We start from the raw sequence: 26657 nt of genomic DNA on the forward strand, positions 1-26657 counted from the left end.
CAAGTACTTAAAAATAGATTTTTCGTAACTAAGATCATTAATTTTATTCAGCCTCATAAACATCACTTGTGTCAGTACCATCTTCTGTCGTTTCGGGTGTAGTAAAATGTTGTTGCTGGGGTTGTGTTTGCTGGATCGTAGTGTTGATCGTTTCGGTTATCCGTCCAACAGGGTCAACGATGATCCAGAAAAACCACAATATTAAACAAGTGATAATGATATGAAAGAGACCAAAGATCAAATACCAGATAAAGGCTGAACATAAAATCCCATTAGTCGTAGCTTTGGATCTCAAATAACGGTCTCTATAAGGGTCGATATCTCTTTTCATAATGATCATCCTTTCTATGGTGCTAGCCTATGTGTTCGTAATTTTATCTGCATTCTTCCACATTGTGATATAAAAAACCTCCGCAAGGGGAGTGCGGAGGAAAAAAGGAGTATGTTTACCTAGTAGCAAGGGGGGCTGACTAGGTAATGTTTCAGCTATAGGACTACACCTGTGTGATGTTTTACTTTAGCCTATGGTTACAGTATAGGCGCTTAAGATAAAGAAAAAGTAATCGTTTTCTTAAGGTTTAAATACAAAATACTTAAAAATATATAAATAATAAATTTTTATACTAAATTTGTTGAAATAAATATCTGCTAAGTATTTTATTTGATGCTAGACCAACTTTACCAGTCAGTTTTAAAAGCTGTAACGTATGCTACCATTAGCTCATGACGTTCTTTTGCGATCGCTTTAGCTTCAGCAGTGTTTAGCATATCCTTGATCTTGAACAGTTTTTCGTAAAAGTGATTGATGACCGTTTCATTTGAAAGGTCACGGTAGGCTGCTTTATCGAGCTTTTTTCGAGGTGGCATAGCGGGATCGTAGAGCTTTTCTTTGTGACAAGCACCATAATAAATGGCGCGGGCGATCCCAATCGCACCGATCGCATCTAACCAATCGGCATCTTGGACGATCTGACCTTCGAGGCTAAGCTCTTGTTTGCCAGCTAAAGAATGAGAAAATGACATCTTACTGATGATCTCCATGATGTGATCTTGCTCACTTTGACTCACTTCTAAAGCCTGCATTTGAGCAATAACGCTGGCTTTAGCTTGGTCGATATCGGTAAATAATTTCTCATCGACGACATCATGCAATAAGGCTGCTGCTTGGACGACAAAGCTGTTGCCACCGAGTTTTTCATTTAGGGTACGCGCCATTTTGACGACCCGCTCAATGTGCGCCATGTCGTGACCGGTGTGATCGTGAGACAGTTTTTCATAAGTGTAGGCATGAAGCTGTGCCAATTGTTGTGTTTGATTCATTTGAACGACCTCGTTTATTTTTTAGTGAAACTATGCTTGATAAATTCGAATAAGAAATCTAGGCTATATGGAGTGAAGAAGGCATCAGAACTAAGGGTCGCCCCCTCAAAGTTGAATAATGAAACTTCACTTCCGCGAGACTGGATAGTTGATAAGAGCTCGGTTGCTTGTTTATCAGTCAGTGTATTGTCTGCGGTACCGTTTAAGATCAAAAGTGGGGGTAACTTTTGGGTGTTTTGTAAGAGCAACTCACTGAGAAATGGCCCGGAAAAAGGATGTGGTGTCAGCGATGTTTCTAACAGCAAGCATCCCTTATAGCGTAAAGGTGAGCGCCTGACATCTTCATCATTTGCCCGTTGTTGTCCTTGATCTAGAATGCTCAAACTACTCAAATATCCCCCTAGACCTTCGCCAAATAGTAAATAGCGGTAAGGGTCAAGCTCGTATTTGAAGGCGTGATCGAGTAAAAAGCGGGTGGCTGAGTGGATGTCTTTGACCATGGCAGTAACATCAGTATTGGTACGGTATGAAATTAGAGCTACGGCATAGCCACGTTTGGCGATCTCTAGCATTTGCGCAAAACGTTCATCGATCTTGACCATATTGTGTTCATCAACATCAGGAACATAAATGAGTAAGGGAAAATGAGCTTTAACGTTTGGCAAGACAGGGGGAGTGATGAGATTTAGCGTTAAGGGATGTCCGTCTTTAAAGGCATAGACGAGATTGGTCTGGATCTTAGGATAGCGTGGGACAAGTGGTTCATTGAAATTGATGATACTATTTTGTTCCATATTAAAATCCTCCAAATTTAAGCTTGATTTGCGGGGGCGAGACTTGTATTTCCGCATTAAATAAATTACTATTATAATAGCACGTGAAACATATAAATTAAACAATGTTTCACAATTAGATCAGATGAGGGGAACAAATGACACCAGAAGAATTTAGAGCGGCATTGGCGAAGCAGGGAGTAAAACTTTCTGATGAGCAAATGCAACAATTTCAAACCTACTACGAATTTTTAGTTGCCACAAATGAACACGTCAACTTGACTGCGATCACCAAACAAGACGAGGTCTATTTAAAGCACTTCTATGATTCACTTTTACCGGCGCTTGAAGTCAAAGATCTTCAAACACGTCCTTTTAGCATCTGTGATGTTGGTGCGGGGGCTGGGTTCCCATCGATCCCACTTAAGATCGCATTCCCAAATTTAAAGGTCACGATCGTTGATTCTTTGAATAAACGGATCAAATTTTTAGAGGAATTATCCCAAAAATTAAACTTAACAGATACGTATTTTTATCATGCTCGGGCAGAAGAATTCGCTGGTAAAAAGAGTGGTTTTCGTGAAAGTTTTGATGTCGTTACGGCGCGGGCTGTTGCACGTTTGTCGGTCCTAAGCGAGTTTTGTTTACCATTAGTCAAGTTGAATGGGCGTTTTATCGCATTAAAGGCGCAAAAAGCAAGTGAAGAATTAGCCGATGCCAAGTATGCAGTGGCCACACTTGGTGGTAAAATTGAAGAAGATATCCAGACCGCTTTGCCTAAGAGTGATGAGACACGGCATATCATTGTGATCTCAAAGAAAAAGCCAACGCCAAATAAATATCCGCGCAAGCCAGGCACACCAGCTAAGCAGCCTTTGCAGGCGCCCCAAGGGAGGAAATAAAAATGGCATTTTCATTTTTTAAGAAGAACAAAGAAGAAGAACCAAACGACAAAAATCGGGTCCAAGAGATCGAATTGAGCAAGATCGTGCCTAATCAAAACCAACCACGGACGATCTTTAGTGAAGAAAGTATCGCTGAATTGGCAGATACGATCTATGATCATGGTTTGTTGCAACCGATCGTTTTGCGTAAGTTAGGTGATGAACAATATGAGATCATTGCTGGTGAAAGACGTTTCCGGGCAGTAACTAAGCTTGGTTATGAAAAAGTTCCAGCGATCGTACGTGAGATGAGTGACGCTGAATCAGCTTCCTTAGCGATCATCGAAAACTTACAACGTGAAGGGTTGACAGCAGTTGAAGAAGCTAAAGCCTATGCTCATTTGATGCAGTTAAATGAATTGACGCAAAAACATTTAGCTAAAGAAATGGGTAAGAGTCAAGGGTTTGTAGCAAACAAATTACGCTTGTTGAAGTTACCGACACAAGTTCAAGATGCGATCTTAGACCGTTCGATCACTGAACGGCATGGTCGGAGTTTGTTGACGGTCGAAGATGAAGCTACTCAATTAGAATTATTAGCTCAGATCAAGGAAAATGATTGGTCGGTCAAAGAAACAGAAGCAGCGATCGCAGCCTTGGATCAGCCAAAACCGGCCAAGAAGAAAAAAGCTAAGACGACCACAAAGAATGTGGCACCTAACCAAAAAGTTGCTGTCAACACTGTGAAAAAAGCGGTCCAAATGGTTGAAAAATCAGGCGTTAAAGTTAATGTGACCGAAGAAGATACAAAAGAGTTCCATCGCATCATTATTGATATTCCAGTCGCTAAAGGCTAGGGGGGATAATTTTGGGAAGAGTTATTGCATTAGCAAATCAAAAAGGTGGCGTTGGTAAAACGACCACCAGTGTTAATTTGGCTGCCAGTCTTGCCGACCTCGGGCAAAAAGTGTTATTGATCGACATGGATGCCCAAGGAAATGCAACGAGTGGGATCGGGATCGACAAGGGACAGATCAAACAAGAGATTTATGATGTATTAGTCAATGAAGTCGAGTTAGAAGATGTGATCTTACATACCAAACGCGATAAGTTAGATGTTGTTCCAGCAACGATCCGGTTATCTGGAGCTGAGATCGAGTTGGCCTCACAGTTTGCGCGTGAGAAACGTTTAGCTGATGCATTGGTCTTGATCAGGGATGAATATGATTTTATCTTGTTGGATTGTCCGCCTTCACTGGGATTATTGACGATCAATGCCTTTACGACATGTGATTCGATCTTGATCCCCGTGCAAAGTGAGTACTATGCTTTAGAAGGCTTGAACCAATTAGTCAATACGATCAAATTAGTGCAAAAACACTTCAATCCTACTCTAAAGATCGAGGGTGTTTTGATGACAATGCTTGATTCTAGAACTAATCTAGGCAATCAAGTCGTTGCCGAAGTGAAAAATTTCTTTGGCGACACAGTTTATCAAACGGTGATCCCTCGGAATATCAAATTATCAGAAGCTCCAAGTTACGGAATGGCGATCGTTGATTACGATCCAAGATCTAAGGGAGCTTTAGCTTATGAAGCTTTGGCAAAGGAGGTTTTGGCGACGGATGCCAAATAAGAAAAACAAAGCCTTAGGGCGCGGGCTAGAAGCTTTATTTTCGACTTTTGAAGAGGATGCTCAAGCCGAAGAAACTGTGGTCGAACTAAAGATCGATGAGATCCGATCAAATCCTTATCAACCACGAAAGATTTTTGACGAAGCTGGGTTAGCAGAACTAGCGGAGTCGATCAAACAACAGGGTGTCTTTCAACCGGTCATCGTACGTTCCTCAAGTGTGATGGGTTACGAATTGATCGCAGGCGAAAGAAGATATCGAGCTTCCAAGCTAGCTGGCAAAAAAACGATCCCGGCGATCGTGCGGCAACTAGATGAAGAAGAGATGATGGAGATCGCGGTGCTAGAAAATCTTCAGCGCGAAGATCTCACACCTTTAGAGGAAGCTCAAGCATACAACACGCTGATGGAAACCTTGCATTTGACCCAAGCGCAAGTTTCAGAACGCTTAGGAAAGTCACGTCCTTATATCGCTAACTATCTACGGTTGTTGAGCTTACCAAAAGAAGTCAAGGAAATGTTACAAGCAGGTCAATTGTCGATGGGCCAAGCGCGGACCTTGTTATCATTAAAAGACAAGAAAAATTTGGTCCAGTTAGCTAAAAAGACGGTCAAAGAAAATCTGACTGTTCGTCAATTGGAACAATTAGTCAGTGAACTAAATGGTGAGAAAAACCATAAGAAAGCTGCTAAAAGAAAAGTTGCTTTAGATCCACATCTGAAAAAGAGCGAAAATCTATTAAAGGAACGCTTCGGGACAAATGTTGCGATCAAAAGCACGGCACGCTCGAAAAAGGGCAAGATCGAAATTTCGTATTTATCGATGGATGATTTGAACCGCATTTTGGATATTTTAGATATTCATTTAGATTAAGTGAGGGATGCTTATGTATGAATTGCATGATATCGTTGAAATGAAAAAGGCTCACCCCTGTGGCGTTAATCGCTGGGAGATCATTCGCATGGGGATGGACATCAAGATCCAATGCACCGGCTGCAAACGTTTGATCATGATGCCACGTAAAGAGTTCGATAAGAAGATGAAGAAAGTTTTAGAAAAAGCCGGGGAATAATTTTTTAAGAAAGAGTGGAAAACAAATGGCATTAACAGCAGGTATCGTCGGATTGCCAAACGTCGGCAAGTCAACACTATTTAACGCGATCACAAAGGCAGGCGCTGAAATGGCGAACTATCCTTTTGCAACGATCGACCCTAATGTTGGGATGGTGGAAGTTCCAGATCCACGTTTAGCACGGATCGATGAGATCATCCCCGCTAAAAAGATCGTACACACGACCTTTGAATTTACTGATATTGCCGGGATCGTTAAAGGTGCTAGCAAGGGTGAAGGTCTAGGGAACAAGTTCTTGGAAAATATTCGCCAAGTAGATGCGATCGTGCATGTTGTGCGGGCTTTTGACGATGAAAATATCACCCACGTGGCTAATAAAGTTGATCCTTTGGAAGATATCCAAACGATCAATTTAGAATTAGTCCTAGCCGATCTTGATTCGGTCAACAAACGCTATGCCCGCGTAGAAAAAGTAGCCCGGACTAAGGATAAAGATGCAGTGGCTGAATTTGAAGTTTTAAAGAAGATCAAGCCAGCTTTAGAAGCAGAAAAACCAGTGCGTTCACTTGAATTTAACGAAGATGAACAAAAGATCGTCAAAGGCTTATTCTTGTTGACCTCTAAGCCTGTCCTTTACGTGGCAAATATTGCCGAGGAAGATATGGCAGATCCAGAAAGTTCCAAATATTACCAACAGATCAAAGAATTTGCAGAAAACGAAGGTTCGCAAGCTTTGGCTGTTTGTGCCCGAACTGAAGAAGAGATCGCTGAAATGGATGACGATGAAAAGCAAGAATTCTTGGAAATGGAAGGCGTTGAAGAATCTGGACTTGATCGTTTGATCCGCGCATCTTATAAATTACTGGGCTTGGCAACGTTCTTTACTGCTGGTGGTAAGGAAACTAGAGCTTGGACTTTTAAACAAGGGATGAAAGCTCCACAAGTTGCTGGTGTGATCCACTCTGACTTTGAACGAGGCTTTATCCGCGCTGAAACGGTCTCATTTGCTGACTTAGATAAGTATGGGAGCATGCAAGCTGTCAAAGAAGCAGGTCGCTTGCGCCTTGAAGGTAAAGCATATGAAGTCCAAGATGGTGACATCATCGAATTTAGATTCAACGTTTAAGCGATAGGGGGAAAAGTTCATGGCAGAAAGTAAACGCAATGAAAAGGCAGCACAACAGCAACAAGCACGTGCTAAAGAAGTCGAAGTGACGATGCGTGATGGTAAGTTTTCGGGTCTAACTAAGCGTAATGAAGATTATCTTTTCCACTTAGACAAGGCTTTGACCGAAAAAAATTATGATCCGGAACAAAAAGAACAAGTTTTAACTGAAATGTATCAAGAGTTAAAGGAGAAGCAAAAGCAAGGGGTCGTGGCAACTAAGCTTTACGGTACGGTCACTGAAAAAGCTGAGTTGATCGTCAATGGACCTAAAAAGTCAGAAACTCCGACTGAATTACCTAAGTTTTGGATCTTAGCTTTGGATAACGGTTTGATCATGTTTATCATGTTCTGTATCATGTATACCTTATTAGGTGTCTTTTCACCAAAGCAAGCTGATGTCAGTGGTGGCTGGATCACCTTGTTAGCAACTTCAACGATCGCTGGGGTCGGCTTAGCGTTCTTTTATCGCAGTATGCTCTCAGCCCGCAAAGAAAAGGGCAAAAAGCGTTGGATCAAGACCTTACTGATCACATTAGAATTGATCTTGATCTGGGTCGTTGCCTTTGGTGTGATCGCCTTTATCCCAGTTTCGATCAACCGGACGATGGAACCGATCGTTTATGCGATCTTAGCTGGGGCAGGTTACCTAGTAAGACGCTATCTAAAGAAGAAATATAATTTCAGAAGTGTAATGTTTTAGTTCGAGTACGGTCAGCACCGTATAAATAACAAGGGCACCACTATGATACGTTTTTTGTATCATAGTGGTGCCCTTTTATTTATTAGACATTGTATTGCAGGCGTATTGTAATATTTTTGATAGGAGGAGGGAGCGGAACCAATTAAGACGATCGAAGTAGGGAAAATAGAATCTTATGGTATTTTAGGTTCAGGTGGGAGTGCAGTTTCTGTAAGAATAAATGAAAAAGAGTACAATACATTGAGTTTACAATTGGATTCTGATAATAAGCCAACAGGTGGTTTTGGAAGAAATAAACAAAATGAGTTTCATTTGAAAGAGAATAAAAGCCGAGATCTTAGAGGTCTTGCATTATGCTGGGGCTGATAAGGAAAGCTTATATACCAAGCCAGTTGAGAAATTAAACGAGCAATTAAAGCCACTAAAGCAACTAAAAGAAGAGCTAGCTGATTTCGATAGGGCATTTGACAAGCATATCAAGCAACGGATCGCTGACGATCAAGAATTAGCAGGTGAATTTGGACTATGATGATGAAATCTGTTTGCTTTTGTCCGTTTATGTTATAGTTGAGTTATCATAAAATTAGGGGCTAAGGCGATGTTAAAAAAAGAACGTTTATTAAAAATTTTAGAAATCGTGGATCAAAAAGAGATCGTTACGGTAAATGAGTTGATCACTACGCTAGGTGTTTCAGATATGACGATCCGGCGTGATCTAGATGAACTTGATAAGAGCGGGAAGTTGATCCGACTACATGGAGGTGCTCAAAAACTTGCTAATATCGAGGAAGTCGAGCTTTCGCGCAATCAGAAAAAAGAGCTCCATTTGGTCGAAAAACAAGAAGTTGCTAAACTAGCTGCGCAAAAGATCAAACCCAAAGATACGATCTATATCGGAGCTGGCACGACGCTTGAATTGATCGTAAATTATGTTGAAAAACCAGAAACTTTGCGGGTCGTGACTAATAGTTTGCCGGTCTTTGAAGCTTGGCAAAAGACTGACGCTGAATTGATCTTAGTTGGAGGCAATTATCGACGTCATTCGGGTGAATTTATCGGTGGCTTAACGATCAAATTACTCGAAGATCTTAAGTTTACTAAGGCGTTTGTGGGTGTCAATGGGGTCAATAATGATAATATGATGGCGGCTAACACCGAGGAAGGTCAAGCTGAAGCGCTTGGTTTGAATAATGCACAAGAAAGATATGTCGTGATGGATAAATACAAGTTTAACCGTAATGATTTTTATAACTTTTATAGTCTCTATAATGTCGATGCCCTTTTGACTAATAGTTCAGTAGCACCAGATACTTTAGAGCATTACCAGACATACACGAAGATCGAAAGCTAAGATATGATAATGATCAAGAGGCTGTGACATAAGTCTCTTTTACGCTGAAAAGAAAGCGCTTAGATTTTAAATTTGATTGAACAAAAAGATTATACTATTATAAAGTTAGGTAAACTTTTAAAGGGGTGAGCTTATGGAAAAAATTATGATCATCAACTCAGGGAGCTCGAGTTTAAAGTTTAAATTATTTAACAATGAAACACATGAAACCTTGGCAAGCGGGATCATCGAACGGATCGGGATCCACGGTTCAAAGATCAAGGTGAAATATGGTACTGGGCAGAAGTATGAACTAGACCATGAGATCACCAATCATTTACAAGGGATCGAACTTTTACTAAATATCTTAAAGGAATTAAACTTGATCGCGGATCTAAGCGAGATCAAAGGTATCGGACACAGAGTCGTGGCTGGAGGGGAGTATTTCAGTCAGCCAGTGATCGTAGATAATGATGTTATCGCTAAGATCAAAGAATTAGCACAATTAGCACCATTGCACAATCCAGCCAACTTAAATGGGATCAAAGCATTTCGGAAATATTTACCCAATGCTTTATCTGTAGCTGTTTTTGATACGGCATTTCATCAAACATTACCACAAGAAAATTATATGTATAGTACACCATACGAATGGTATGAAAAATACGGTGTTCGGCGGTATGGTGCTCATGGGATCAGTCATGAATACGTGGCGCGCAAGGCGGCTGAATTGATGAGGCGTCCTTTTGAAGAACTCAAATTGATCACCTGTCATTTAGGGGCTGGAGCATCGATCACGGCGATCAAGGATGGTAAGTCATTTGATACTTCAATGGGTTTCACCCCACTGAGCGGTATCCAAATGGCAACACGCGCAGGCGATGTCGATATATCTTTAGCTAACTATATTATGAAGAAACTAGACGTTCAATCGATGTCTGATATGGTGTATCTATTGAATGAAAAGTCAGGCTTTTTAGGCGTCTCCGGTGTTTCAGCTGATATGCGTGATGTCGAAGATGCCGCTGCAACTGGCAATGAGCGCGCAAAGTTAGCGATCAAGCTGTTTTACAATAGTATCTTGCGTTATATTGGACAATATATCGCTGAGATGGGTGGTGTTGATGGGATTGTCTTTACCGGTGGGATCGGTGAAAATTCACCCGAGACGAGTGAAGCGATCATGAAACGCCTAGCTTATATGGGCGTGACGATCAATGAGACTGAGAATAAAAAACGCGGCGCCCAAACGATCATTTCGGGACCTGATTCGACGGTGACTGTGATGCGGATCCCAACAGATGAAGAATATATGATCGCACAGCATGTATGGCGTTTACTTGAGAATTAAGTTAAAGTGAGGCAAATGTCTCACTTTTTTTAGGTGTTTTTACATGACAATTTATTAATAAAATGCTAAAATCGGTAACCGATATTAAAAAAATTTAAGGTGGTTTTTCGTTATGCAAACAAAACAGCGAAATTTCGACTGGTTTAGTTTGGTCGTTGGGATCGTTTTTGTGATCGCTGGGATCGCAGCTTATATGAATCCTGATGATACTTTGAAATTTATTTCGATCTGTATCGGGATCGGGGCTTTAGTCAAAGGATTTTACGAATTATGGTTTAGACGTGGGATCGGCAACTTGTTTGGTGAAAGCTCAGGTTGGTTGCTCTTTATGGGGATCGTTGATATCATTTTAGGTCTCTTATTTATCTTTAGAGCAGCTTCTGGTGTAGTGGTGATCGCCTACATCTTTGCCTTTTGGTTCATCTTTGATTCGATCGCTGAAATTGCGACAGCTAGCTATTTCAAGCAATTGAACCGGGGCTATTATATTTTGAACTTGATCTTAAATATCTTGGCTTTGTTCATCGGTTTTGTACTATTGTTCAACCCATTGATCGCAGCTACGACTTTGGTCTTGATCATCGCCTTTTACTTGATCTTGATCGGTGTCATTAAGATCATCCAAGCATTTTGATTTTATAGAGCAAAGCGGACTAAGTGTAAACTGGGTCCGCTTTTTTGATGAGGTAATAAAATGAGAAACGCTGAAAAACTCCCCCAACAGATCGAAGTTCGTGGGGGCAAAGTTCATAATTTAAAAAATATTGATATCGACATCCCGTTGCACCGGTTTGTGGCGATCTCAGGTCTTTCTGGTTCGGGCAAAAGTTCGCTTGCGATGGGGATCTTATATGAAGAAGGTTCTAGAAGGTATTTAGAAGCTCTTTCGACTTATACTAGAAGACGACTCAAGACTGGAAATAAAGCTAAAGTCGAAAGCGTCAAGCATATCCCATCGGCCTTAGCTTTGCGGCAACGGCCCGCGATCCCGTCTGAACGGGCGACAGTTGGGACGATGAGCGAATTACTGAATGTGATCCGGCTGGTCTTTTCACGTTTAGGGCGCCCCGTTTGTCCCAATGGGCATCAACTATCTCCAAGTCTTAAAATTGCTCAAGCGATGAGTAAAACTGGTGATCAGATGGGACTGATCGCTTGTCCGATTTGTGGGGTGGATTTTTACGCTTACAGTGCAGAAGATCTCGCCTTTAACTCAAGTGGCGCATGTGAGAAATGTCATGGGACAGGAAAAGTGCGCCAATTAGATGAGAACAAATTGATCGCCGATGAAAACTTGTCTTTAAATGAAGGGGCGATCGCTTCGTGGCGTTTGCCAGGGCGCAATTTTATGCCAAGTGTTGCTGAACAAGCAGGTGTCAGAGTCGATGTTCCCTTTAAAGAATTGACTGCTAAAGAAAAAGACTTTGTTTTAAATGGTCCCCAAAAGAAGTTCAAGATGGATTTTCGCACAAGTACGGGACGCGTTTTCCATGACTTTAATGTCTTGTATGAAAATGCCCACCAAGCTGTTTTAGAGTCGGCTAAGACAAGTAAGAGCGAGCGTTCCCAAAAGAAGATCAGCGAATTTTTCCATTATTCGACTTGTCCTGTCTGCCATGGGACACGCTTACGTCCAGAACTATTACAACAGACAGCTGGCGAGTTAAATATTGCCGAAGTCACTGAACTTAGCTTGCATGAGCTACCAACATGGAAAAAACAAGTGTTAGCAACACTACCGTCTGAGATGACTAAGATGGCACAAGCGATCTTTACCGAATTTGATGATGATCTACGTCCTTTATTGGAATTAGGCTTAGATTATTTGACTTTAGCACGTAACGGTAATAGCCTTTCAACTGGAGAGTTGCAACGGATCCAGTTAGCGCGGACTTTGCGCACTGAAACGACGGGTGTCTTGTATGTTTTAGATGAACCATCGATCGGGTTGCATCCAGATAATATCCAAGGGCTATTAAATGTCTTTAAACAGTTAGTCGCACAAGGAAACTCGCTTGTTGTGGTCGATCATAACGTTGATATCATCAAAGCTGCCGATCATATCATCGAGATCGGTCCTGGCTCAGGCAAACAAGGTGGACATATCTTAGCAACTGGAACACCAAAAGAACTAGCAGCCAATAAAGATTCATTGATCGGACCATATTTGAGTGGAAAAGCAAAGCTTAACGCCCGCAAAGTTTGCCCGCTGACAACTAAGAAAATGACTTTAGCTATCAGTGATCACTATAATCTCCACGATGTAAAAGTTGAATTGCCACTAAAGCGACTCACGGCGGTCACTGGTTTTTCTGGTGCTGGTAAGACCAGTTTGATCTTAGATTCCTTAGTACCAGCGATTAAGGCCAAAGCTAAAGGAGAAGTTTTACCGGCGCAAGTAAGCGAACTTGAGTCACCGATAAAAGATGTAGTCAGTGTTGATGCGAGCCCGGTCGGTAAAAGTACGCGTTCAACAACGGCAACATATACGAGCATCATGGATAATTTGCGTAAGTTATTTGCCACTGTACCACTAGCTAAAGAATGCCACTACACACCAAGCTATTTTTCCTATAACAATAAGCAAGGTGCTTGCCCAGAATGTGGTGGGACTGGAATGGTGACTTTAGATATCCAGTATTTGCCGGATATGGAACAGACATGTCCAGTATGTATGGGCAAACGGTATCGCCCTGAGATCAGCGATGTCAAATGGCGCGGCTATTCGATCGTTGATATTTTAGCACTCGATGTCGCACAAGCACTGACTGTTTTTAAAGATGAACCAAAAATCTTGCGGGAATTAGAACTTTTACGTGAAGTAGGGCTAGATTACTTACATCTAGGTGAGAGCACTCCGAGCCTTTCTGGGGGTGAAGCCCAACGCTTGAAACTAGTGAAACACTTAGATCACAAGCAAAAGACGACTTTATTTGTCTTTGATGAACCAACGATCGGACTTCATCCACTTGATGTCAAAGTATTGCTAAAAGTTATGCAAAAACTCTTAGATCAAGGGGCGACGATCATTACGATCACGCACGATCAAAACTTGATCGTTAATGCCGATAACATCTTAGATCTAGGACCACGAGGTGGAAAAAACGGAGGTAAAGTCATTTTTTCAGGCCCGCTTTCTGAATTATTGCACCATCCAACAAGTTTGACAGCTAAGGCTTTAGTCGACTATTTAGCGCATTTTGAATAATTTTTTGGTATCGCTTGAGATGAGCGATACCTTTTTTGTAAATGCTTGACCTTGATATTTAGTCCTGTATCGTATGCAGCTCCGACGCTCTATGTTTTTTCTGATAAGTTACCACTGTTTGTCAAATGTTTGATCATGATCGATCCGCTTACCTACCAACTAAAAGCGATCAGGACGGTGGCATTTGGCTTTTTTGAGCCACTACCTATTTTGGTGGATCTCTTGCTTACACTTGGGATGATGTATCTAGCACAACGAATTTTACGAAAGGTATCTTTACAATTATCAGTAAGATAAAAAAAGATCTCTGAATGAAATTTTCGGAGATCTTTTTTGCTTAATATTTAGCGTCATCTTGGTATCGATTGAAGTAGGCGAGTTTGATCTGCCCGTTATCATCAACATCAAAGCGAGTAACTGAACCATTCTTGGGACTGACGGTGATGTCGATCTCAGGAGCAAAATGTGAAGTCAGGCTACGGATCAAAGTTGAATGCGCGACAAGCAAGATCTTATCGCCATCGTTTGCGATCTGATCGAGATATGCAAATCCACGGTCTAAGCGTTGCCAGTATTCGGCATTGTTTTCTGCATCATGGAAAGGATCGGCTTCCTTGGTAAAATCACGCGCTTTTTCGATCGAGTATTTGGTGATGATATCGTTAAAAGTCCGACACCCGTGATCAGCTCCGATCATCAGCCAAGCTTGACTGGTATCACTGCCTTCAAAGTAACCAAAATTTTGCTCGCGAAAATCAGGCAAAGCTTTAGGGGTCAGCTCTTCAGCACTAGCAACATTTTCTTCTAGGATATAGCTACATGTCCGCGCGGCGCGATTCGTGTCGCTGTGAAAAGCATGCGCAAAGTTTAAGTGCGCTAGTCTTTTACCAGCTTGATGCCCATCTTCGATCCCTTTTGGAGTCAAAGGCGAATCACACCAGCCTTGGATCTTGTTGTAACGGTTGAGATAGGTCTGTCCATGGCGGACAAAGTAGAGCGAGTATGCCATAAAAATTTCCTCCCGTGACAAATGTATTCGTTCCAATTATACCATGAAAGCGGTTTTTGTTTTTGGATAAAAAAACACCTCCCCAAATTTTGTAGGAAGTGTTGTAAGAACTATCTAAATATTATTTGTGGATATTAAATGATCATTCATAATCATTTAGTTTACTGATCTTTTTGCGGATATCATTAACAACGTCTTTGTTAGCCGAGAACAATAAATGGTCACCGACTTGGATCTGGGTGTTACCATTGACCGGGATCGCTTTACGGTGCCTAAAGATCCGGCTGACCGTGATCTCTTTGATAAATGGTAATTTGCGTAATTCAAGCCCAGCAAATTTGGAGTTACGGACGACGACTTCATATAAGCGTGAATCGCCGGTGATCAGATCAAGCGTTGATGGGGACTCGATGATCGCCCGCATCATGCCGATAGTTGTATCAAAGGTCGTAAAGAATTCGACCCCTGCGTCAGATAGGCGTTTATCCATTTCTGCCATGCTAGTTGGGTCACTATTTTGGATGCGAGTCAAGACACGGTCAACACCGTATTCTTTAGCAGCTAAAGCCAAAGAATAGTTGATATCAACATCAGAGTGCCCTAAGACTAAGATGTCGGTATCAAAGATCTGTTCTTTGATGAGATCTTTTGGCTCAAGACTTTCAACTAAGTGCACATTGGAACGGTAATCGTAAGTTTGGTAATTTTTCTTCCAGTTAGTATACATCTGGATATCATACCAGTCTTCATTTAACTGTTCAGCGGTGTTGATCGTGACCAAGTTGACCCCGATGATCGTAACTTTGGTCTTTTTGAGATCCTCTGGTTCAGGTTTGTGCAGTTTATTAAAGACTAGTGGTCCTAAGATACAACTGACCACAGCGGCTAAGATGAAGGCCCCAGATTGTTCACTTGAGATGACTTTTAGATTCTGAGCAACAGTCAATGTCGCTAAGACTAGTGTGATCGTTGTTTGGGAAAGCATCGCCCCGGCTAAAGCATTGATCCGTTTGAAGCGTTGACGCAATCCCAAGTAAGCTGGTGCTTTTGCCAAGACATAAGCGGCAAAAAATAACGGGATCAAGATCAAAGTCTTAGGTGAAGCAAGGAGTTCAGGAATATTGATCTTAGCTCCTGTTAAAATGAAAAAGAACGGGATAAAAACACCATAGCCGATCGCATCGAGTTTTTCTTGGGTACTATGTGCTGGTTGAAGCAATTTGATCACGATCCCGGCGATAAAGGCTCCTAAGATATCTTCGGCACCAACAGATTCAGCTAAGACAACTAAGGTAGTAATGACTAACAACGCCAAGCGGATATCGATCTGAGTCGTAGATTTGTTGATCTCATCTAGGGATGTGAAAAAACTGCGGAAGCGTTTGAAGAGCAGGGCCCCGACGATGAAAAGTAAAAAGATCAACCACGCACTTTCACCTTTACCTGAGACAAAAGAACTATAGACCGTCAAACAAAGTAAAGGTACGACTTCACCTAAGACAGCGATCAAAAGCAAGGTTTGTCCGAGTGGTTTATTTAGTAATTCATTTTCCTTTAAAACAGCGATCACGACCCCTAAAGCAACGGTCGAAAATAAGATCGCAGCTAAGATAAAGTTGCTAAATAGACCAGAAAATTTAAAGAGCAAGGCTAAGGCTAGTGCCATTAGTAAGCTTCCCCCATAGGCAACAGCAGCGACTTGAACGGGTGAAGTCGAGGGCGCATTGGCGGCTTTTTTGCGTGCCAGTGGGGTAAGTGGTCCATTATTTTTCTTGAAAATAGAAAAGTCGATCTCCATCCCACTCAAGAAAAGTAAGAAGATGACCCCGTAATTTGAAAGAAAGCTTAAGATACCTTCAGTTTGCACGAGGTCAAAGCCACTTTTGCCAAGCACGATCCCAACAAGGACTTCAGCCACAGCAGTCGGTAAAACACTGATCTTAAAGCGCTGTAAGACCATTGGTGTGATAAAAGCAGCAAACGTAACTATCAGTACAGAAACTGACATGAAATTTCCTCCTTAGAAAAGGTTTGTTCTATTATACACAATCATTTCTCCAAGTTCAAAAACACGACAAAGAAAATTAGATATGCTACAATAGAATATCGAAAATTTGTTTGTGCGGAGGGTAAATAATGGCTGAAAGTATTAAGCAACAAGAACAACAACGCATGGATCGGGTGGTCGCTCAGATCAAGAAAGCGCAAAAAAAGGCGCAAAAAAATATCGCTACTGCTAAAAGCGATACGCAAGCGATCCAAGATGATTTCAAGAATAATCTCCGTATCAAGACGGGAACTTATTCGGGGATGATGGAGACCGCTTTGACTGTGCGCCAACAACAACAACAATTGGCCGAACGAGAAAATAACAAAACACAAGCCGCCAAACGTTTAGATGTGCTCGAAAAGATGGAGCAAAAGCCATATTTTGCCCGGGTCGACATTAAAGAACAAGGTGAACAAAAGCAAGAAAAGCTTTATATCGGGTTGGCTTCATTTTCTGATGAAAAAGATCGCTTTTTAGTCTATGACTGGCGGGCACCGATCTCAAGTGTTTACTATGATGGCGGACTAGGAAAAGTTGAGTACACGACACCTGTAGGCAAGCGTGAAGTCGAACTCGAATTAAAACGTCAATTCATGGTCGAAGATGGCAAGATCGTAACGTTATTTGATACGGATGAGACCGTGGGTGATCAGATGTTGTTAGAGGTTTTAGATGAAGGGTCCGATACGAAGATGAAAAGTATCGTGACGACCATTCAAAAAGAACAAAATAAGATCATCCGCGATACTGATTCAGAATTGTTATTTGTTCAAGGGGCAGCTGGTTCAGGTAAGACCTCAGCTGTTTTACAGCGAGTGGCGTATCTATTGTATCGTTATCGGGGCAACCTCAATTCTGGTCAAGTAGTGCTTTTTTCACCAAACCAGTTGTTCAATGACTATATCGACCAAGTTTTACCTGAATTAGGGGAACAAAATATGGTGCAGATGACTTATCATCAATTCACCAATCGGCGTTTACCAAAAGTTCGAGTCGAAACGCTCCAAGAACGTTTTGAAGAAGAAAACCAAGGGATCGACCAAAAGATCAAGGCGGTTAAGGATAGTTTGAAATTTTTCAAAGTTGCGACAGCTTACAGTAACTACCTTGAAAAAAATGGCATGCGTTTCAAAAACATCATGCACAATGGTGAAATTTTCTTCTCTAAAAAAGAGATCAGAGATATCTACTATAGCTTTAATGAAAATTATCATCTAGGAAATCGTTTGAGTGCGACTAAGGAAGCCTTGATCAAGCGACTAAATTCTAAAGTTGCTCAAGCAGCAAAAACTGATGAAGTCCAAAAAGCGGTCCAAGATCTTTCACAACAACAATTAAATGAGCTGTATGGCGATCGGCCACGGAATTTTGAAAATGGCGATAAAGAACTGAATTTCTTAGCACGCCAATATGTCATGCAAGACTATAAAAAGATCCAAGTGGCGATCATGAGAAATCGCTTCTTAAATATCAATGCGCAATATGTGCATTTCTTACGTAGTGTGCCAGAATTGCTAGAGCTAAGTGAGTTTGAGTTAACTAAAACAGCGTGGGGAGCAGGTATCGAAAAGACGATCAGCATGCTTAAGCAACGCCGTTTATCTTTGACCGATGTAACGCCATATCTTTACCTATATGACCGGATCACGGGTAAAAAGGGCGAACGTGATATCAAGCATGTCTTTATCGATGAGATCCAAGACTATACGGCCTTTCAATTAGCGTATCTCAAAGCTGAATTTCCACGGGCTAAATTTACAATGCTCGGTGATCTGAACCAAGCGATCTTTACAAAGGAAAATAGCCATACGCTTTTGAGCGAGCTTGGCACAATGTTTCCAAAAGAAAAGACAAAAGTCGTGCAGTTGACGACTTCATATCGTTCGACCCAACAGATCACGGACTTTACGAAAGAAGTTTTAGTCAATGGTGAAAAGGTGACGGCTTTTGAACGCAATGGGAAGAAACCAACGATCATTGTTGACCAGGACAAAGCTGCTTTGGTGAATGATGTTGTGGATATTTTAGCTAAAAATGATGCTGCTAAACAAACGACGGCGATCATTGGGAAGAGTTTAGCAGAATGTGAAGCGCTCTTTAACTTATTACAAGCCAAGGGTGTCCAAACGACTTTGATCCGGACGGAAAATCAACGGTTAGTTCCTGGAACTTTGATCGTACCTTCTTATTTAGCTAAGGGGCTTGAATTTGATGCGGTCATCATGTGGAATGCCGATCAAAAAAATTATCATGATGAAAGCGAACGGCAACTGGTCTACACGATCTGTTCACGGGCGATGCATCAACTGGATATCTTGGCACTAAAAGAGTTATCCCCATTATTTGAGACTGTGGATAAAAATTTATATCATTTGATCAAACGTTGAGTTAAAAGCGGTGTTTCGGAGTGAAACACCGCTTTTTTTGGCGGAGAGATGATTTCAAGTTTATAGATAAAATTAAAAATTGATGAATATTTAATGATAAAAATATTGTTTTTTAGGAGGATGGGTTATATTATTGACTTATTAAAGTCATATTGGGGGCGAATTTATAGGGAAAACAGGGGATTTTTCTAAAAAGCAACTGCATTTATCACTTGGAAGTTATTTTATTGGGAATTTGAGCAGTGGGATATTTAACTTTACTTTAAGTCTTTATGTCTTAAAAGTGACAGATTCGAGCTTTTCATTTTCATTGTTGTATGGTAATAAAAAGGAACACTGAGATCTTCAGCGTTCCTTTTTATCAACTTAAACTATCTAGTTTATTTTTTAGTAGTGGGGTGAGTTGCTCGACGAGTTGGCGATATGCCATCTCAGAGTAGTGCAGATCATCTGCTTGTAGTAGTTCTTTTGGATCTTTATCTTTGCAGATATCAAACCAATCTAAGGCTGGGATCTTAAATTCATTGGCGACTGTCAAAGTCTCTTTAGCATATTGCTCCATCTTAGAAAGCGGGCGCAGATTGGCTCGTGTTGGTCCTGCGATCCCAGGCGTTACTAAAAGACATTTGTTAGGGCTGATGCAAGTCAGCATATAAGCTAAATTGTTGTGGTAATTAGCTAAGAAGACCTCTTTACTGGAAACGTCATTGGTACCAAAGAAGATCACTACGATATCGGGGACTTCATTTAAGACATCATCGCGCAGCCTTTTGCAGGCATTACGTGTTTGATCGCCGGGTAAACCACGGTTGATGAACTCAACATCAGGAAATTTATCCTCTAAAAGTCGGGTAAAGATAGGGCTAGGATGACCATCAATTACGCCTGCTGTTAAACTATCACCGAATAATACTACTTTAGTCATGTTTCCGCTTCCTTTATTGGTAAATTTATATAAAATCCGTGCTATAATTGTCTATTATAAGATAGAAAACGCTATACAAGGAAATAATACGCATGGAAAATCAAATAAATTACTATAAGATCTCACGTAAAGAGTGGAGTGGTTTTTATAAAGACCATATCACCCCCTTGACTGAGGCTGAACTGCAAAAGATAAAATCGTTAAATGACCGCATTTCGACCGCAGATGTGGCTGATATTTACATGCCGTTGATCCATTTGCTCAAGATGTTTGTGACTACTCATCAAAAGCTCCAAGATGATCAGGCGAATTTTTTAGGGATACGCCCACACAAAGTGCCCTTTATCTTAGGGATCGCGGGTTCGGTGGCAGTAGGTAAAAGTACGACGGCTCGTTTGTTAAAGACATTACTCAGCGAAGTTTATCCCGCTAAAAAAGTTGAATTGATCACAACGGATGGCTTTTTATATCCAAATAAGGTGCTAAAGAAAAAAGGCTTGATGAGTCGCAAGGGCTTTCCTGAAAGCTATGACATGGAGCGGTTGATCAGTTTCATCAATGATGTTAAAAATAATTTGCCCGCCAAGGCACCAGTCTATTCACATGAAGTCTACGATATCATTTCAGGTGAATATGAAGAGATCGCATCGCCTGATATTTTGATCGTTGAAGGGATCAACGTTTTGCAACTGCCAAGTAAGCAAAAGATCTATGTGAGTGATTTCTTTGATTTTTCTATTTATGTCGATGCTAAAGAAGAAGATATCAAACAGTGGTATTTGGAACGCTTCGGGTTGCTGTTAGATACAGCATTTAAAGATCCTAAGAATTATTACTATCCTTATACTTTAGGCGATCGTAAAAAAGCATTTGAGATGGCAGCTAAAGTCTGGGATGAGATCGATCACCCTAATCTGCACGATTATATCTTACCCACTAGAAATCGTGCCGACCTGATCATCGTTAAAGGGAAAAATCATTTGATAAATGAGTTGCTGTTACGCAAATACTAGTACTGGTTCATTCGGATTCTAGCTAAAATTTAATTAAATTCATGGAAAATGTACGTGAAAAACGATTGACCCAGCTTAACTCAATGAGTACAATGTAAGATAATACATGCAAAAATTTTATGATGAGGTGAATATCTTGGCTAATGTTGACATGCAAGCTTTTGACAAGATCATTGTATTGGACTTTGGGAGCCAATATAACCAATTGATCACTCGTCGGATCCGTGAATTCGGGATCTATTCTGAATTATTATCACACAAGATCACGGCTGAAGAGATCAAACAAATGGCACCTAAGGGAATTGTTTTCTCTGGTGGTCCAAACAGTGTCTACGATGAAGGAGCATTTAAAGTCGATCCTGAGATCTTTGATTTAGGGATCCCAGTGCTTGGTATCTGCTATGGGATGCAACTTATGACTCAAGAACTTGGGGGCAAAGTCGAAGCTGCTGATAATAAAGAATACGGTAAAGCAGAGATCACAGTAGCGGATGCTGATGCAGTGATGTTCAAAGATCTACCTAAGGAACAAACAGTATGGATGAGCCACGGTGACTTGGTGACAGAAGTTCCAGCTGGGTTTGAAGTTACAGCAACAAGTGCAAACTGCCCAATTTCAGCAATGGCTAACACAGCCAAGAATTTCTATGCATTACAATTCCACCCTGAAGTACGTAACAGTGAATACGGTAATGATATCTTGCGTCACTTTGCGTTTGATGTTTGTGGTGCGCGTGATAACTGGTCAATGGAAGACTTTATCGACATGCAGATCGCTAAGATCAGAGAACAAGTCGGTGATCGCAAAGTCTTGCTTGGTCTTTCTGGTGGGGTCGATTCTTCTGTTGTTGGGGTCTTGTTACACAAAGCGATCGGTGACCAGTTGACTTCGATCTTTGTTGATCATGGCTTGTTGCGTAAAGGTGAAGCTGAACAAGTTATGGAAAGCTTAGGTGGAAAATTTGGCTTAAATATCATTAAAGTTGATGCTAAAGAACGTTTTATGGATAAATTAGCTGGCGTTTCTGATCCGGAACAAAAGCGTAAGATCATCGGTAATGAATTTATCCGTGTCTTTGATGATGAAGCAACTAAACTCAAGGGTATCGATTTCTTAGCTCAGGGAACTCTTTATACTGACGTGATCGAATCAGGGACTGATACGGCCCAAACGATCAAATCCCACCATAACGTTGGTGGTTTGCCAGAAGATATGCAATTTGAATTGATCGAACCATTGAACACATTATTCAAGGATGAAGTCCGCGAATTAGGTGAAAAATTAGGCATGCCACACGAACTTGTTTGGCGTCAACCATTCCCAGGCCCAGGTCTTGGGATCCGTGTTATCGGTGAGATCACCGAAGAAAAATTACAGATCGTGCGTGATTCTGATCTCATCTTACGTGAAGAGATCGCAAAACACGGGCTTGATAAAGAGATCTGGCAATACTTCACAGTGTTACCAGGGATCCGTTCTGTCGGTGTGATGGGTGATGGTCGGACTTATGACTATACAGTTGGTATCCGTGCCGTGACTTCGATCGATGGGATGACGGCTGACTTTGCGAAGATCCCATGGGATGTTTTACAAGAGATCTCAGTGCGGATCGTAAACGAAGTGGCTCACGTCAACCGCGTCGTCTATGACATCACTTCTAAGCCACCAGCAACGATCGAATGGGAGTAAAAGTTCGCAAAGCTATCTGAGATCTATTATTAAATGATCAGTTGATAGAAAAAATAAATAACTCTGTATTAAAAGTCCTTAGTTATGGATAGAGATCCATGACTAAGGACTTTTGTGTCTTTATTCTGATCTTTGGGTTAGCTTTTGATTTTAAAATTTAATATAAAATAATATATGATTTGTGCAGTCGAACCGACTATAAATCATCAACAAAATGTAGAAACAGAAAGTAAAACAAATGCACAGATGGTAAAGTTACTGAATGTACTAAAACAGGCACCTATGCTTTATCAAGAATTGGGTAGTTATATCCTATCACCGATCCAGATAAAGATACACCAGTACCATATGAAAAGATAGTTCACCAGAGAAAAGCGAGTCAAACAAGAATACCATAAGAAGTTTTGACTTAAACTGATTATATACGACAAATACTGATCGCTTTAGGATCACCTGTTTATCAGAAAAAAGAAGATAAAGAATAGCGTAGCAGTGTTATAAAGAGTTTTATGAAGATAGCTTGAGCTTATTTGGGTGGTACTTTTTTTCTTATGTATCTCAATAATTACATAGTGTTAGGTTTGCCTTTAGAGCCTATTTTCACGATAAATAATAAATTTATAAATATTTAATATTTTATACAAACTACTAATTGTTGTATAAAAGAATTTTTATGGAACGAAACGATAATTATACGGTTCAAAAAGTTGTTTTGTCCTAATAAAAGTTTTATAACAAAGCTGAGCAGGATCGTATAGGGGGAGCATCTATAAAGGTAGGGAAAAATATGTTATCAAAAAACAATACAGATTTTTATTCAGCTAAGTTAGCACCGAAACATCAGAAATTTGCGATCAAAAAGTTTACAGTTGGGGTAGCATCAGTCCTTATTGGGACAACATTTGCTGTCTATACTGCGCCTAATGCTTTGGCGGATCTATCTGATGTTCAAAGTGATCCAGTAACGACTAAAGATCAAACCATGAATGCTCCGACCTCAAAAGAGCAAACACCAGGAAATGAGGCGACGTCTTCAGTAGATAAAGCACCGACAGAGCAATCTCCTGTGGCTGATCGATCTACTGAGACAGAACAAACTTCTCAAACTCCAAGTCAAGATGCTAGTCATGTAACTGATATGGCACAATTAAAAACTGCGCTAAATGACAGAAATGTAGCCGAGATCGTATTAGATAAGGATGTTACTAATGACACGGATAAATATGTAAATGTTGATCAGGCTAAAGTCGCGCGTAAAGTGACTGTTTGGGGTTCTAAAGTAGATGATAAGACAACGACGCTAAACTTAGGCGATCAATCACTATATTTTTACAATAAGACAGAAGATGCTGAACATAAGTGGGATCTGACATTTAAAAATCTAAATGTGACGACCAATGATCCCCATGGATATGGTGTTGTAAGTTTTCAAAATAATGGTAAAAATGCCAATGTTACCTTTGATAATGTCAAAGCAGGGGGCAATGGGGTCTTGGCCTATGCACCTAATGCAACGGTAAATTTGCATGATGTAAGTGTGACTCCAAGCTATGTTGAAAGTTCACCTACTGCCAATTTAACAGCCGATAAAGTTGATCTTAGTGGTAATGTTGACCTGAATGCTGAGGTAAATAATAGTTATACAGCGAAAAATGTTGAAGCAGGTGGTCAAGTTACGGTTAAAAGTGGGGCTAATGTAGTTTTGACGACCACTAACTCCAATAGCAATCGTTTACAAAATTTGACAGCCGGTTCATTGAATGTTGAAAAAGGAGCTAAGCTAACGGTCAGATCAAAGACGACAGCTTCAAATGTCAAAGTCCCTTCATCTGCTTCTTGGAGTGGCCTAGTAGATAATTCAAGTGCAGTCTATGTGACGAAAGGAAATGCTAAAGTTGATGGTGAGTTGAAAGTTGAGCCGTTTACTAAAGATAAAAAGTCGACTAGTGTGGTCGGAGCTGTTGTTTTAGGGGCTTCTGGCAATGAGGAAAATAATCTTGTAGTGGGATCGACAGGTAAATTAGTTGTCGATGCGACACAAGCACCTAATACCCGAGGTGTTTATTTTACACATAATAATCATGATTTTGGCCTACAACCAGGAGGTCAAGCAGTATTTAAGATGGGGCATGGCGTTTCCAATGCTGTCTTTAATCCAGATAATTTGATCTTAAATGAAGGCTCTAAATTAGTTGTTGAAACTTATCAAGATAACAATGGGGTGACTAATGTAGGTTTTGATGATACTGGTGCTGGAGCCCATTCAGGCGTGATCACGTTAAATTTAAATAGTAGCGATCATTCTAACAATTCTTACGTGACAATTGGAAATATTCATGGAAATTTGACCGTCAAACAAGATGCACTTTTAAAAGTTGTACGTAAGGTCGATGAGACTAGTCAGCAAGCTGCCACACCGATATTATCTTTTGGGGGAACTGGAATAAATAATGGAACTAGTATATTAAATGTCGATCATGGTTCGGTAGTGCTAGAAGATGCGCTCCAAAAAGATAGTTTAGCACATTCCAATTTGAAATATTATTCATATTTAGGGATCAATAATAACGAACACTCACCGATATATCCGTTAGGGATGGTATCGATGTGGGGAACCAGTTCGACTGATCGTGTGAATTTAGTGGAACCCAAGCTTTTCAAAATGGTACGTACGGGTGAGCAAAAAGGGATGCTCTTTCGGTTAGAAGCTGAGGACAATAAAATAATGTTAACTACTGACGAAGGAAAAAGTGTACCAGTAAAATACGGAACTTTAGGCAATGTCAAATATAACAATGGTCTAGTTTCGCAGGCTAAAGATTATCAGTGGGATCTGACTTATTTGAAATCAGTCAATTGGTTTGGCGATTTTTCAATGAATTATCTCAATAAAAATCAAACAGGGACACCATTTGGCTTGTCTCCAACAGCAAATGTCAGCTTCAAACAAGAAACGCCTCAAGCTGCTAAAGATGATTTCAATAACTATTTTAACTGGTGGAGTTCTACGAATTTAGAGCTTGGTACTGATCTCAATGGTTTTCATCCATTTTACAGACCTTTAGTAGTTTTACAAAATGAAGTCCAAAGTGAAAAAGTATCATACCCTGAGCATGAAAACCCAGGTGATGTGACTTATAAAGTAGGTGCAACAGATGGCGACTGGGTGAAAGTCGATGCAACAGGGACTTTGACAGTAACACCAAATGCTACAACTAGTGTAGGGATGCATAATGTGCCAGTCGAAGTAAGTTTTGCTAGTGGCCAAAAAGCAGTCGTTTATGCCCCAGTAACAGTGCTAGATAGCAATTCTAAAGCAGTCTTTAATGGTGAAAATGTATTGCTTGGTGAAGGCCGACCTGTATTTACACACAAGACCAGCAATAAAGCATTAGTTCCAGCTCCAATGCAAGCATTAAATAAATTAGTTGTTTATACTAAAGATCTAAAAACAGGGAAATATTTACCAAGTGCAGTTTATCTTCCAGATAAAGCAGGCGAGTTTACTGATGAAGCTACTGGTAAGGCTTTAGTAGGTGTTAAAGTAACTTGGAAACAAGTACCGTCCCCTTTGGTTGCTCAAGATAGCTCTAATACAGGAACTGAATCATTGCCAGCAGTGGTCAATGTAGCAAATGATCTGGTCGATTTTCCAAAAGGAGGTCGTTTCCCTGATCTGGGTGAACTACCGGTAATGATGACAATGTATGGTGCTAGTGCTAAAAATGATGTCCAGGCAACTAGTGGGCTAGAGAAGACGTTACCTAGTGCAAGTGAGGTTGTTCAAACTGAGGAGCTTACACCAGCGCATCATGCTGAAGTTGCCAGTGTTGCTTGGAAAACAAAGCCTGAGTTAACGCGACCTGATCGCCAAGCTAAAGGGGTGGTCAGTGTTGATTTTGTTGATGGAACAGCTTTAAACGTTCCTGTATTAGTGAATGTTTCTCCTAATATGGCCGAATCCAACACACCACAGGGGCAGGAGCTGACTACTCCATTAAATCAAGTACCAGAAGCTAAAAGGGGTGTATCAAATACTTCTGAGCTACCTACAGCCACGAAGTATAGTTGGAAGGCTCCGTTAGATGTGACAACCCCAGGTACGCGTCAAGCTACAGTAGTGGTAACTTATCCAGATGGAAG

23 protein-coding genes are annotated in these 26657 nt (G+C 40.8%); 17 read left to right on the forward strand and 6 right to left on the reverse strand.

Annotation, left to right across the window (positions count from 1 at the left end; translation table 11 throughout):
- Positions 1–43: 43 nt before the first annotated feature.
- The 3 genes from LMU01S_RS06430 to LMU01S_RS06440 form a co-directional block, all read right to left on the reverse strand.
- Positions 44–331, reverse strand: coding sequence for a hypothetical protein (locus LMU01S_RS06430; RefSeq protein WP_056959118.1), 288 nt, complete (start codon positions 329–331; stop codon positions 44–46).
- 347 nt (positions 332–678) lie between these two features.
- Positions 679–1320, reverse strand: coding sequence for an HD domain-containing protein (locus LMU01S_RS06435; protein ID WP_056959117.1), 642 nt, complete (start codon positions 1318–1320; stop codon positions 679–681).
- Positions 1321–1334: 14 nt separating this feature from the next.
- Positions 1335–2114, reverse strand: coding sequence for an alpha/beta hydrolase (locus tag LMU01S_RS06440; protein ID WP_056959116.1), 780 nt, complete (start codon positions 2112–2114; stop codon positions 1335–1337).
- 137 nt (positions 2115–2251) lie between these two features.
- Between LMU01S_RS06440 and rsmG the strand changes: the two genes are divergently transcribed.
- The 13 genes from rsmG (at position 2252) to LMU01S_RS06505 (ending at position 13737) form a co-directional block, all read left to right on the forward strand.
- A complete protein-coding gene (rsmG, locus tag LMU01S_RS06445) occupies positions 2252–2995 on the forward strand; it encodes a 16S rRNA (guanine(527)-N(7))-methyltransferase RsmG (RefSeq protein ID WP_056959115.1) in 744 nt (247 codons plus the stop codon).
- 2 nt (positions 2996–2997) lie between these two features.
- Positions 2998–3834, forward strand: coding sequence for a nucleoid occlusion protein (gene noc, locus LMU01S_RS06450; RefSeq protein ID WP_056959114.1), 837 nt, complete (start codon positions 2998–3000; stop codon positions 3832–3834).
- Positions 3835–3845: 11 nt separating this feature from the next.
- Positions 3846–4613 (forward strand): ParA family protein, encoded by a 768-nt coding sequence (locus tag LMU01S_RS06455; RefSeq protein ID WP_056959113.1) that lies wholly within the window; start codon positions 3846–3848, stop codon positions 4611–4613.
- Positions 4603–5484: a ParB/RepB/Spo0J family partition protein gene (locus LMU01S_RS06460; RefSeq protein WP_056959112.1), complete on the forward strand. Its 882-nt coding sequence runs from the start codon at positions 4603–4605 to the stop codon at positions 5482–5484. Before LMU01S_RS06455 ends, LMU01S_RS06460 begins: the two co-directional genes overlap by 11 nt.
- A gap of 13 nt (positions 5485–5497) precedes the next feature.
- Positions 5498–5683: a DUF951 domain-containing protein gene (locus LMU01S_RS06465; protein ID WP_010688392.1), complete on the forward strand. Its 186-nt coding sequence runs from the start codon at positions 5498–5500 to the stop codon at positions 5681–5683.
- A 25-nt stretch (positions 5684–5708) separates the two neighbouring features.
- The gene (ychF, locus tag LMU01S_RS06470; RefSeq protein ID WP_056959111.1) at positions 5709–6809 is read left to right on the forward strand and encodes a redox-regulated ATPase YchF; all 1101 of its coding nucleotides are present in this window, start codon (positions 5709–5711) and stop codon (positions 6807–6809) included.
- A gap of 19 nt (positions 6810–6828) precedes the next feature.
- Entirely contained in the window at positions 6829–7551 is a 723-nt protein-coding gene (locus LMU01S_RS06475; protein WP_056959110.1) for a DUF1129 family protein, read from the forward strand.
- Between the two features lie 346 nt (positions 7552–7897).
- Positions 7898–8080 carry a hypothetical protein gene (locus LMU01S_RS06480; protein WP_056959109.1) on the forward strand — a complete coding sequence of 61 codons (183 nt, stop codon included), beginning with the start codon at positions 7898–7900 and terminating at the stop codon, positions 8078–8080.
- Between the two features lie 69 nt (positions 8081–8149).
- Positions 8150–8902: a DeoR/GlpR family DNA-binding transcription regulator gene (locus LMU01S_RS06485; protein ID WP_056959108.1), complete on the forward strand. Its 753-nt coding sequence runs from the start codon at positions 8150–8152 to the stop codon at positions 8900–8902.
- 133 nt (positions 8903–9035) lie between these two features.
- Positions 9036–10232: an acetate/propionate family kinase gene (locus tag LMU01S_RS06490; protein WP_056959107.1), complete on the forward strand. Its 1197-nt coding sequence runs from the start codon at positions 9036–9038 to the stop codon at positions 10230–10232.
- Between the two features lie 112 nt (positions 10233–10344).
- Positions 10345–10866 (forward strand): HdeD family acid-resistance protein, encoded by a 522-nt coding sequence (locus tag LMU01S_RS06495; RefSeq protein ID WP_056959106.1) that lies wholly within the window; start codon positions 10345–10347, stop codon positions 10864–10866.
- A gap of 60 nt (positions 10867–10926) precedes the next feature.
- The gene (locus LMU01S_RS06500; RefSeq protein WP_056959105.1) at positions 10927–13440 is read left to right on the forward strand and encodes an ATP-binding cassette domain-containing protein; all 2514 of its coding nucleotides are present in this window, start codon (positions 10927–10929) and stop codon (positions 13438–13440) included.
- Between the two features lie 51 nt (positions 13441–13491).
- Positions 13492–13737, forward strand: coding sequence for a hypothetical protein (locus LMU01S_RS06505; protein WP_056959104.1), 246 nt, complete (start codon positions 13492–13494; stop codon positions 13735–13737).
- Positions 13738–13777: 40 nt separating this feature from the next.
- Here LMU01S_RS06505 and LMU01S_RS06510 read toward each other — a convergent pair whose 3' ends face one another.
- Both LMU01S_RS06510 and LMU01S_RS06515 read right to left on the reverse strand, forming a co-directional pair.
- Positions 13778–14449, reverse strand: coding sequence for a histidine phosphatase family protein (locus LMU01S_RS06510; protein ID WP_056959103.1), 672 nt, complete (start codon positions 14447–14449; stop codon positions 13778–13780).
- 142 nt (positions 14450–14591) lie between these two features.
- Positions 14592–16457, reverse strand: coding sequence for a monovalent cation:proton antiporter family protein (locus tag LMU01S_RS06515; protein ID WP_056959102.1), 1866 nt, complete (start codon positions 16455–16457; stop codon positions 14592–14594).
- Positions 16458–16585: 128 nt separating this feature from the next.
- Here LMU01S_RS06515 and helD point away from each other — a divergent pair, with 128 nt between their 5' ends.
- A complete protein-coding gene (helD, locus tag LMU01S_RS06520) occupies positions 16586–18886 on the forward strand; it encodes an RNA polymerase recycling motor HelD (RefSeq protein ID WP_056959101.1) in 2301 nt (766 codons plus the stop codon).
- 361 nt (positions 18887–19247) lie between these two features.
- Here helD and LMU01S_RS06525 read toward each other — a convergent pair whose 3' ends face one another.
- The gene (locus tag LMU01S_RS06525; protein ID WP_056959100.1) at positions 19248–19811 is read right to left on the reverse strand and encodes a GDSL-type esterase/lipase family protein; all 564 of its coding nucleotides are present in this window, start codon (positions 19809–19811) and stop codon (positions 19248–19250) included.
- A 92-nt stretch (positions 19812–19903) separates the two neighbouring features.
- Here LMU01S_RS06525 and coaA point away from each other — a divergent pair, with 92 nt between their 5' ends.
- From coaA to LMU01S_RS06540, 3 genes are all read left to right on the forward strand, one after another.
- Entirely contained in the window at positions 19904–20824 is a 921-nt protein-coding gene (coaA, locus tag LMU01S_RS06530; protein WP_056959099.1) for a type I pantothenate kinase, read from the forward strand.
- Between the two features lie 136 nt (positions 20825–20960).
- Complete coding sequence (gene guaA / locus LMU01S_RS06535; RefSeq protein WP_056959119.1) at positions 20961–22514, forward strand: glutamine-hydrolyzing GMP synthase; 1554 nt, start codon at positions 20961–20963, stop codon at positions 22512–22514.
- 787 nt (positions 22515–23301) lie between these two features.
- Positions 23302–26657 (forward strand): Rib/alpha-like domain-containing protein (locus tag LMU01S_RS06540; protein WP_061773559.1); only part of this gene is annotated, 3356 nt, incomplete at its 3' end.

It is taken from the genome of Ligilactobacillus murinus DSM 20452 = NBRC 14221 (assembly GCF_001591685.1).
GTDB classification, from domain to species: domain Bacteria; phylum Bacillota; class Bacilli; order Lactobacillales; family Lactobacillaceae; genus Ligilactobacillus; species Ligilactobacillus murinus.

Excerpts from the sequence above, each read along its gene's own strand:
- LMU01S_RS06430 (WP_056959118.1), bottom strand. The coding sequence starts at position 331 with ATGAAAAGAGATATCGACCCTTATAGAGACCGTTATTTGAGATCCAAA.
- LMU01S_RS06465 (WP_010688392.1), top strand. The coding sequence starts at position 5,498 with ATGTATGAATTGCATGATATCGTTGAAATGAAAAAGGCTCACCCCTGT.
- LMU01S_RS06500 (WP_056959105.1), top strand. The coding sequence starts at position 10,927 with ATGAGAAACGCTGAAAAACTCCCCCAACAGATCGAAGTTCGTGGGGGC.
- rsmG (WP_056959115.1), top strand. The coding sequence starts at position 2,252 with ATGACACCAGAAGAATTTAGAGCGGCATTGGCGAAGCAGGGAGTAAAA.
- LMU01S_RS06510 (WP_056959103.1), bottom strand. The coding sequence starts at position 14,449 with ATGGCATACTCGCTCTACTTTGTCCGCCATGGACAGACCTATCTCAAC.
- LMU01S_RS06475 (WP_056959110.1), top strand. The coding sequence starts at position 6,829 with ATGGCAGAAAGTAAACGCAATGAAAAGGCAGCACAACAGCAACAAGCA.
- LMU01S_RS06485 (WP_056959108.1), top strand. The coding sequence starts at position 8,150 with ATGTTAAAAAAAGAACGTTTATTAAAAATTTTAGAAATCGTGGATCAA.
- ychF (WP_056959111.1), top strand. The coding sequence starts at position 5,709 with ATGGCATTAACAGCAGGTATCGTCGGATTGCCAAACGTCGGCAAGTCA.
- LMU01S_RS06460 (WP_056959112.1), top strand. The coding sequence starts at position 4,603 with ATGCCAAATAAGAAAAACAAAGCCTTAGGGCGCGGGCTAGAAGCTTTA.
- noc (WP_056959114.1), top strand. The coding sequence starts at position 2,998 with ATGGCATTTTCATTTTTTAAGAAGAACAAAGAAGAAGAACCAAACGAC.
- LMU01S_RS06495 (WP_056959106.1), top strand. The coding sequence starts at position 10,345 with ATGCAAACAAAACAGCGAAATTTCGACTGGTTTAGTTTGGTCGTTGGG.
- coaA (WP_056959099.1), top strand. The coding sequence starts at position 19,904 with ATGGAAAATCAAATAAATTACTATAAGATCTCACGTAAAGAGTGGAGT.
- LMU01S_RS06490 (WP_056959107.1), top strand. The coding sequence starts at position 9,036 with ATGGAAAAAATTATGATCATCAACTCAGGGAGCTCGAGTTTAAAGTTT.
- LMU01S_RS06515 (WP_056959102.1), bottom strand. The coding sequence starts at position 16,457 with ATGTCAGTTTCTGTACTGATAGTTACGTTTGCTGCTTTTATCACACCA.
- helD (WP_056959101.1), top strand. The coding sequence starts at position 16,586 with ATGGCTGAAAGTATTAAGCAACAAGAACAACAACGCATGGATCGGGTG.
- LMU01S_RS06525 (WP_056959100.1), bottom strand. The coding sequence starts at position 19,811 with ATGACTAAAGTAGTATTATTCGGTGATAGTTTAACAGCAGGCGTAATT.
- LMU01S_RS06440 (WP_056959116.1), bottom strand. The coding sequence starts at position 2,114 with ATGGAACAAAATAGTATCATCAATTTCAATGAACCACTTGTCCCACGC.
- LMU01S_RS06435 (WP_056959117.1), bottom strand. The coding sequence starts at position 1,320 with ATGAATCAAACACAACAATTGGCACAGCTTCATGCCTACACTTATGAA.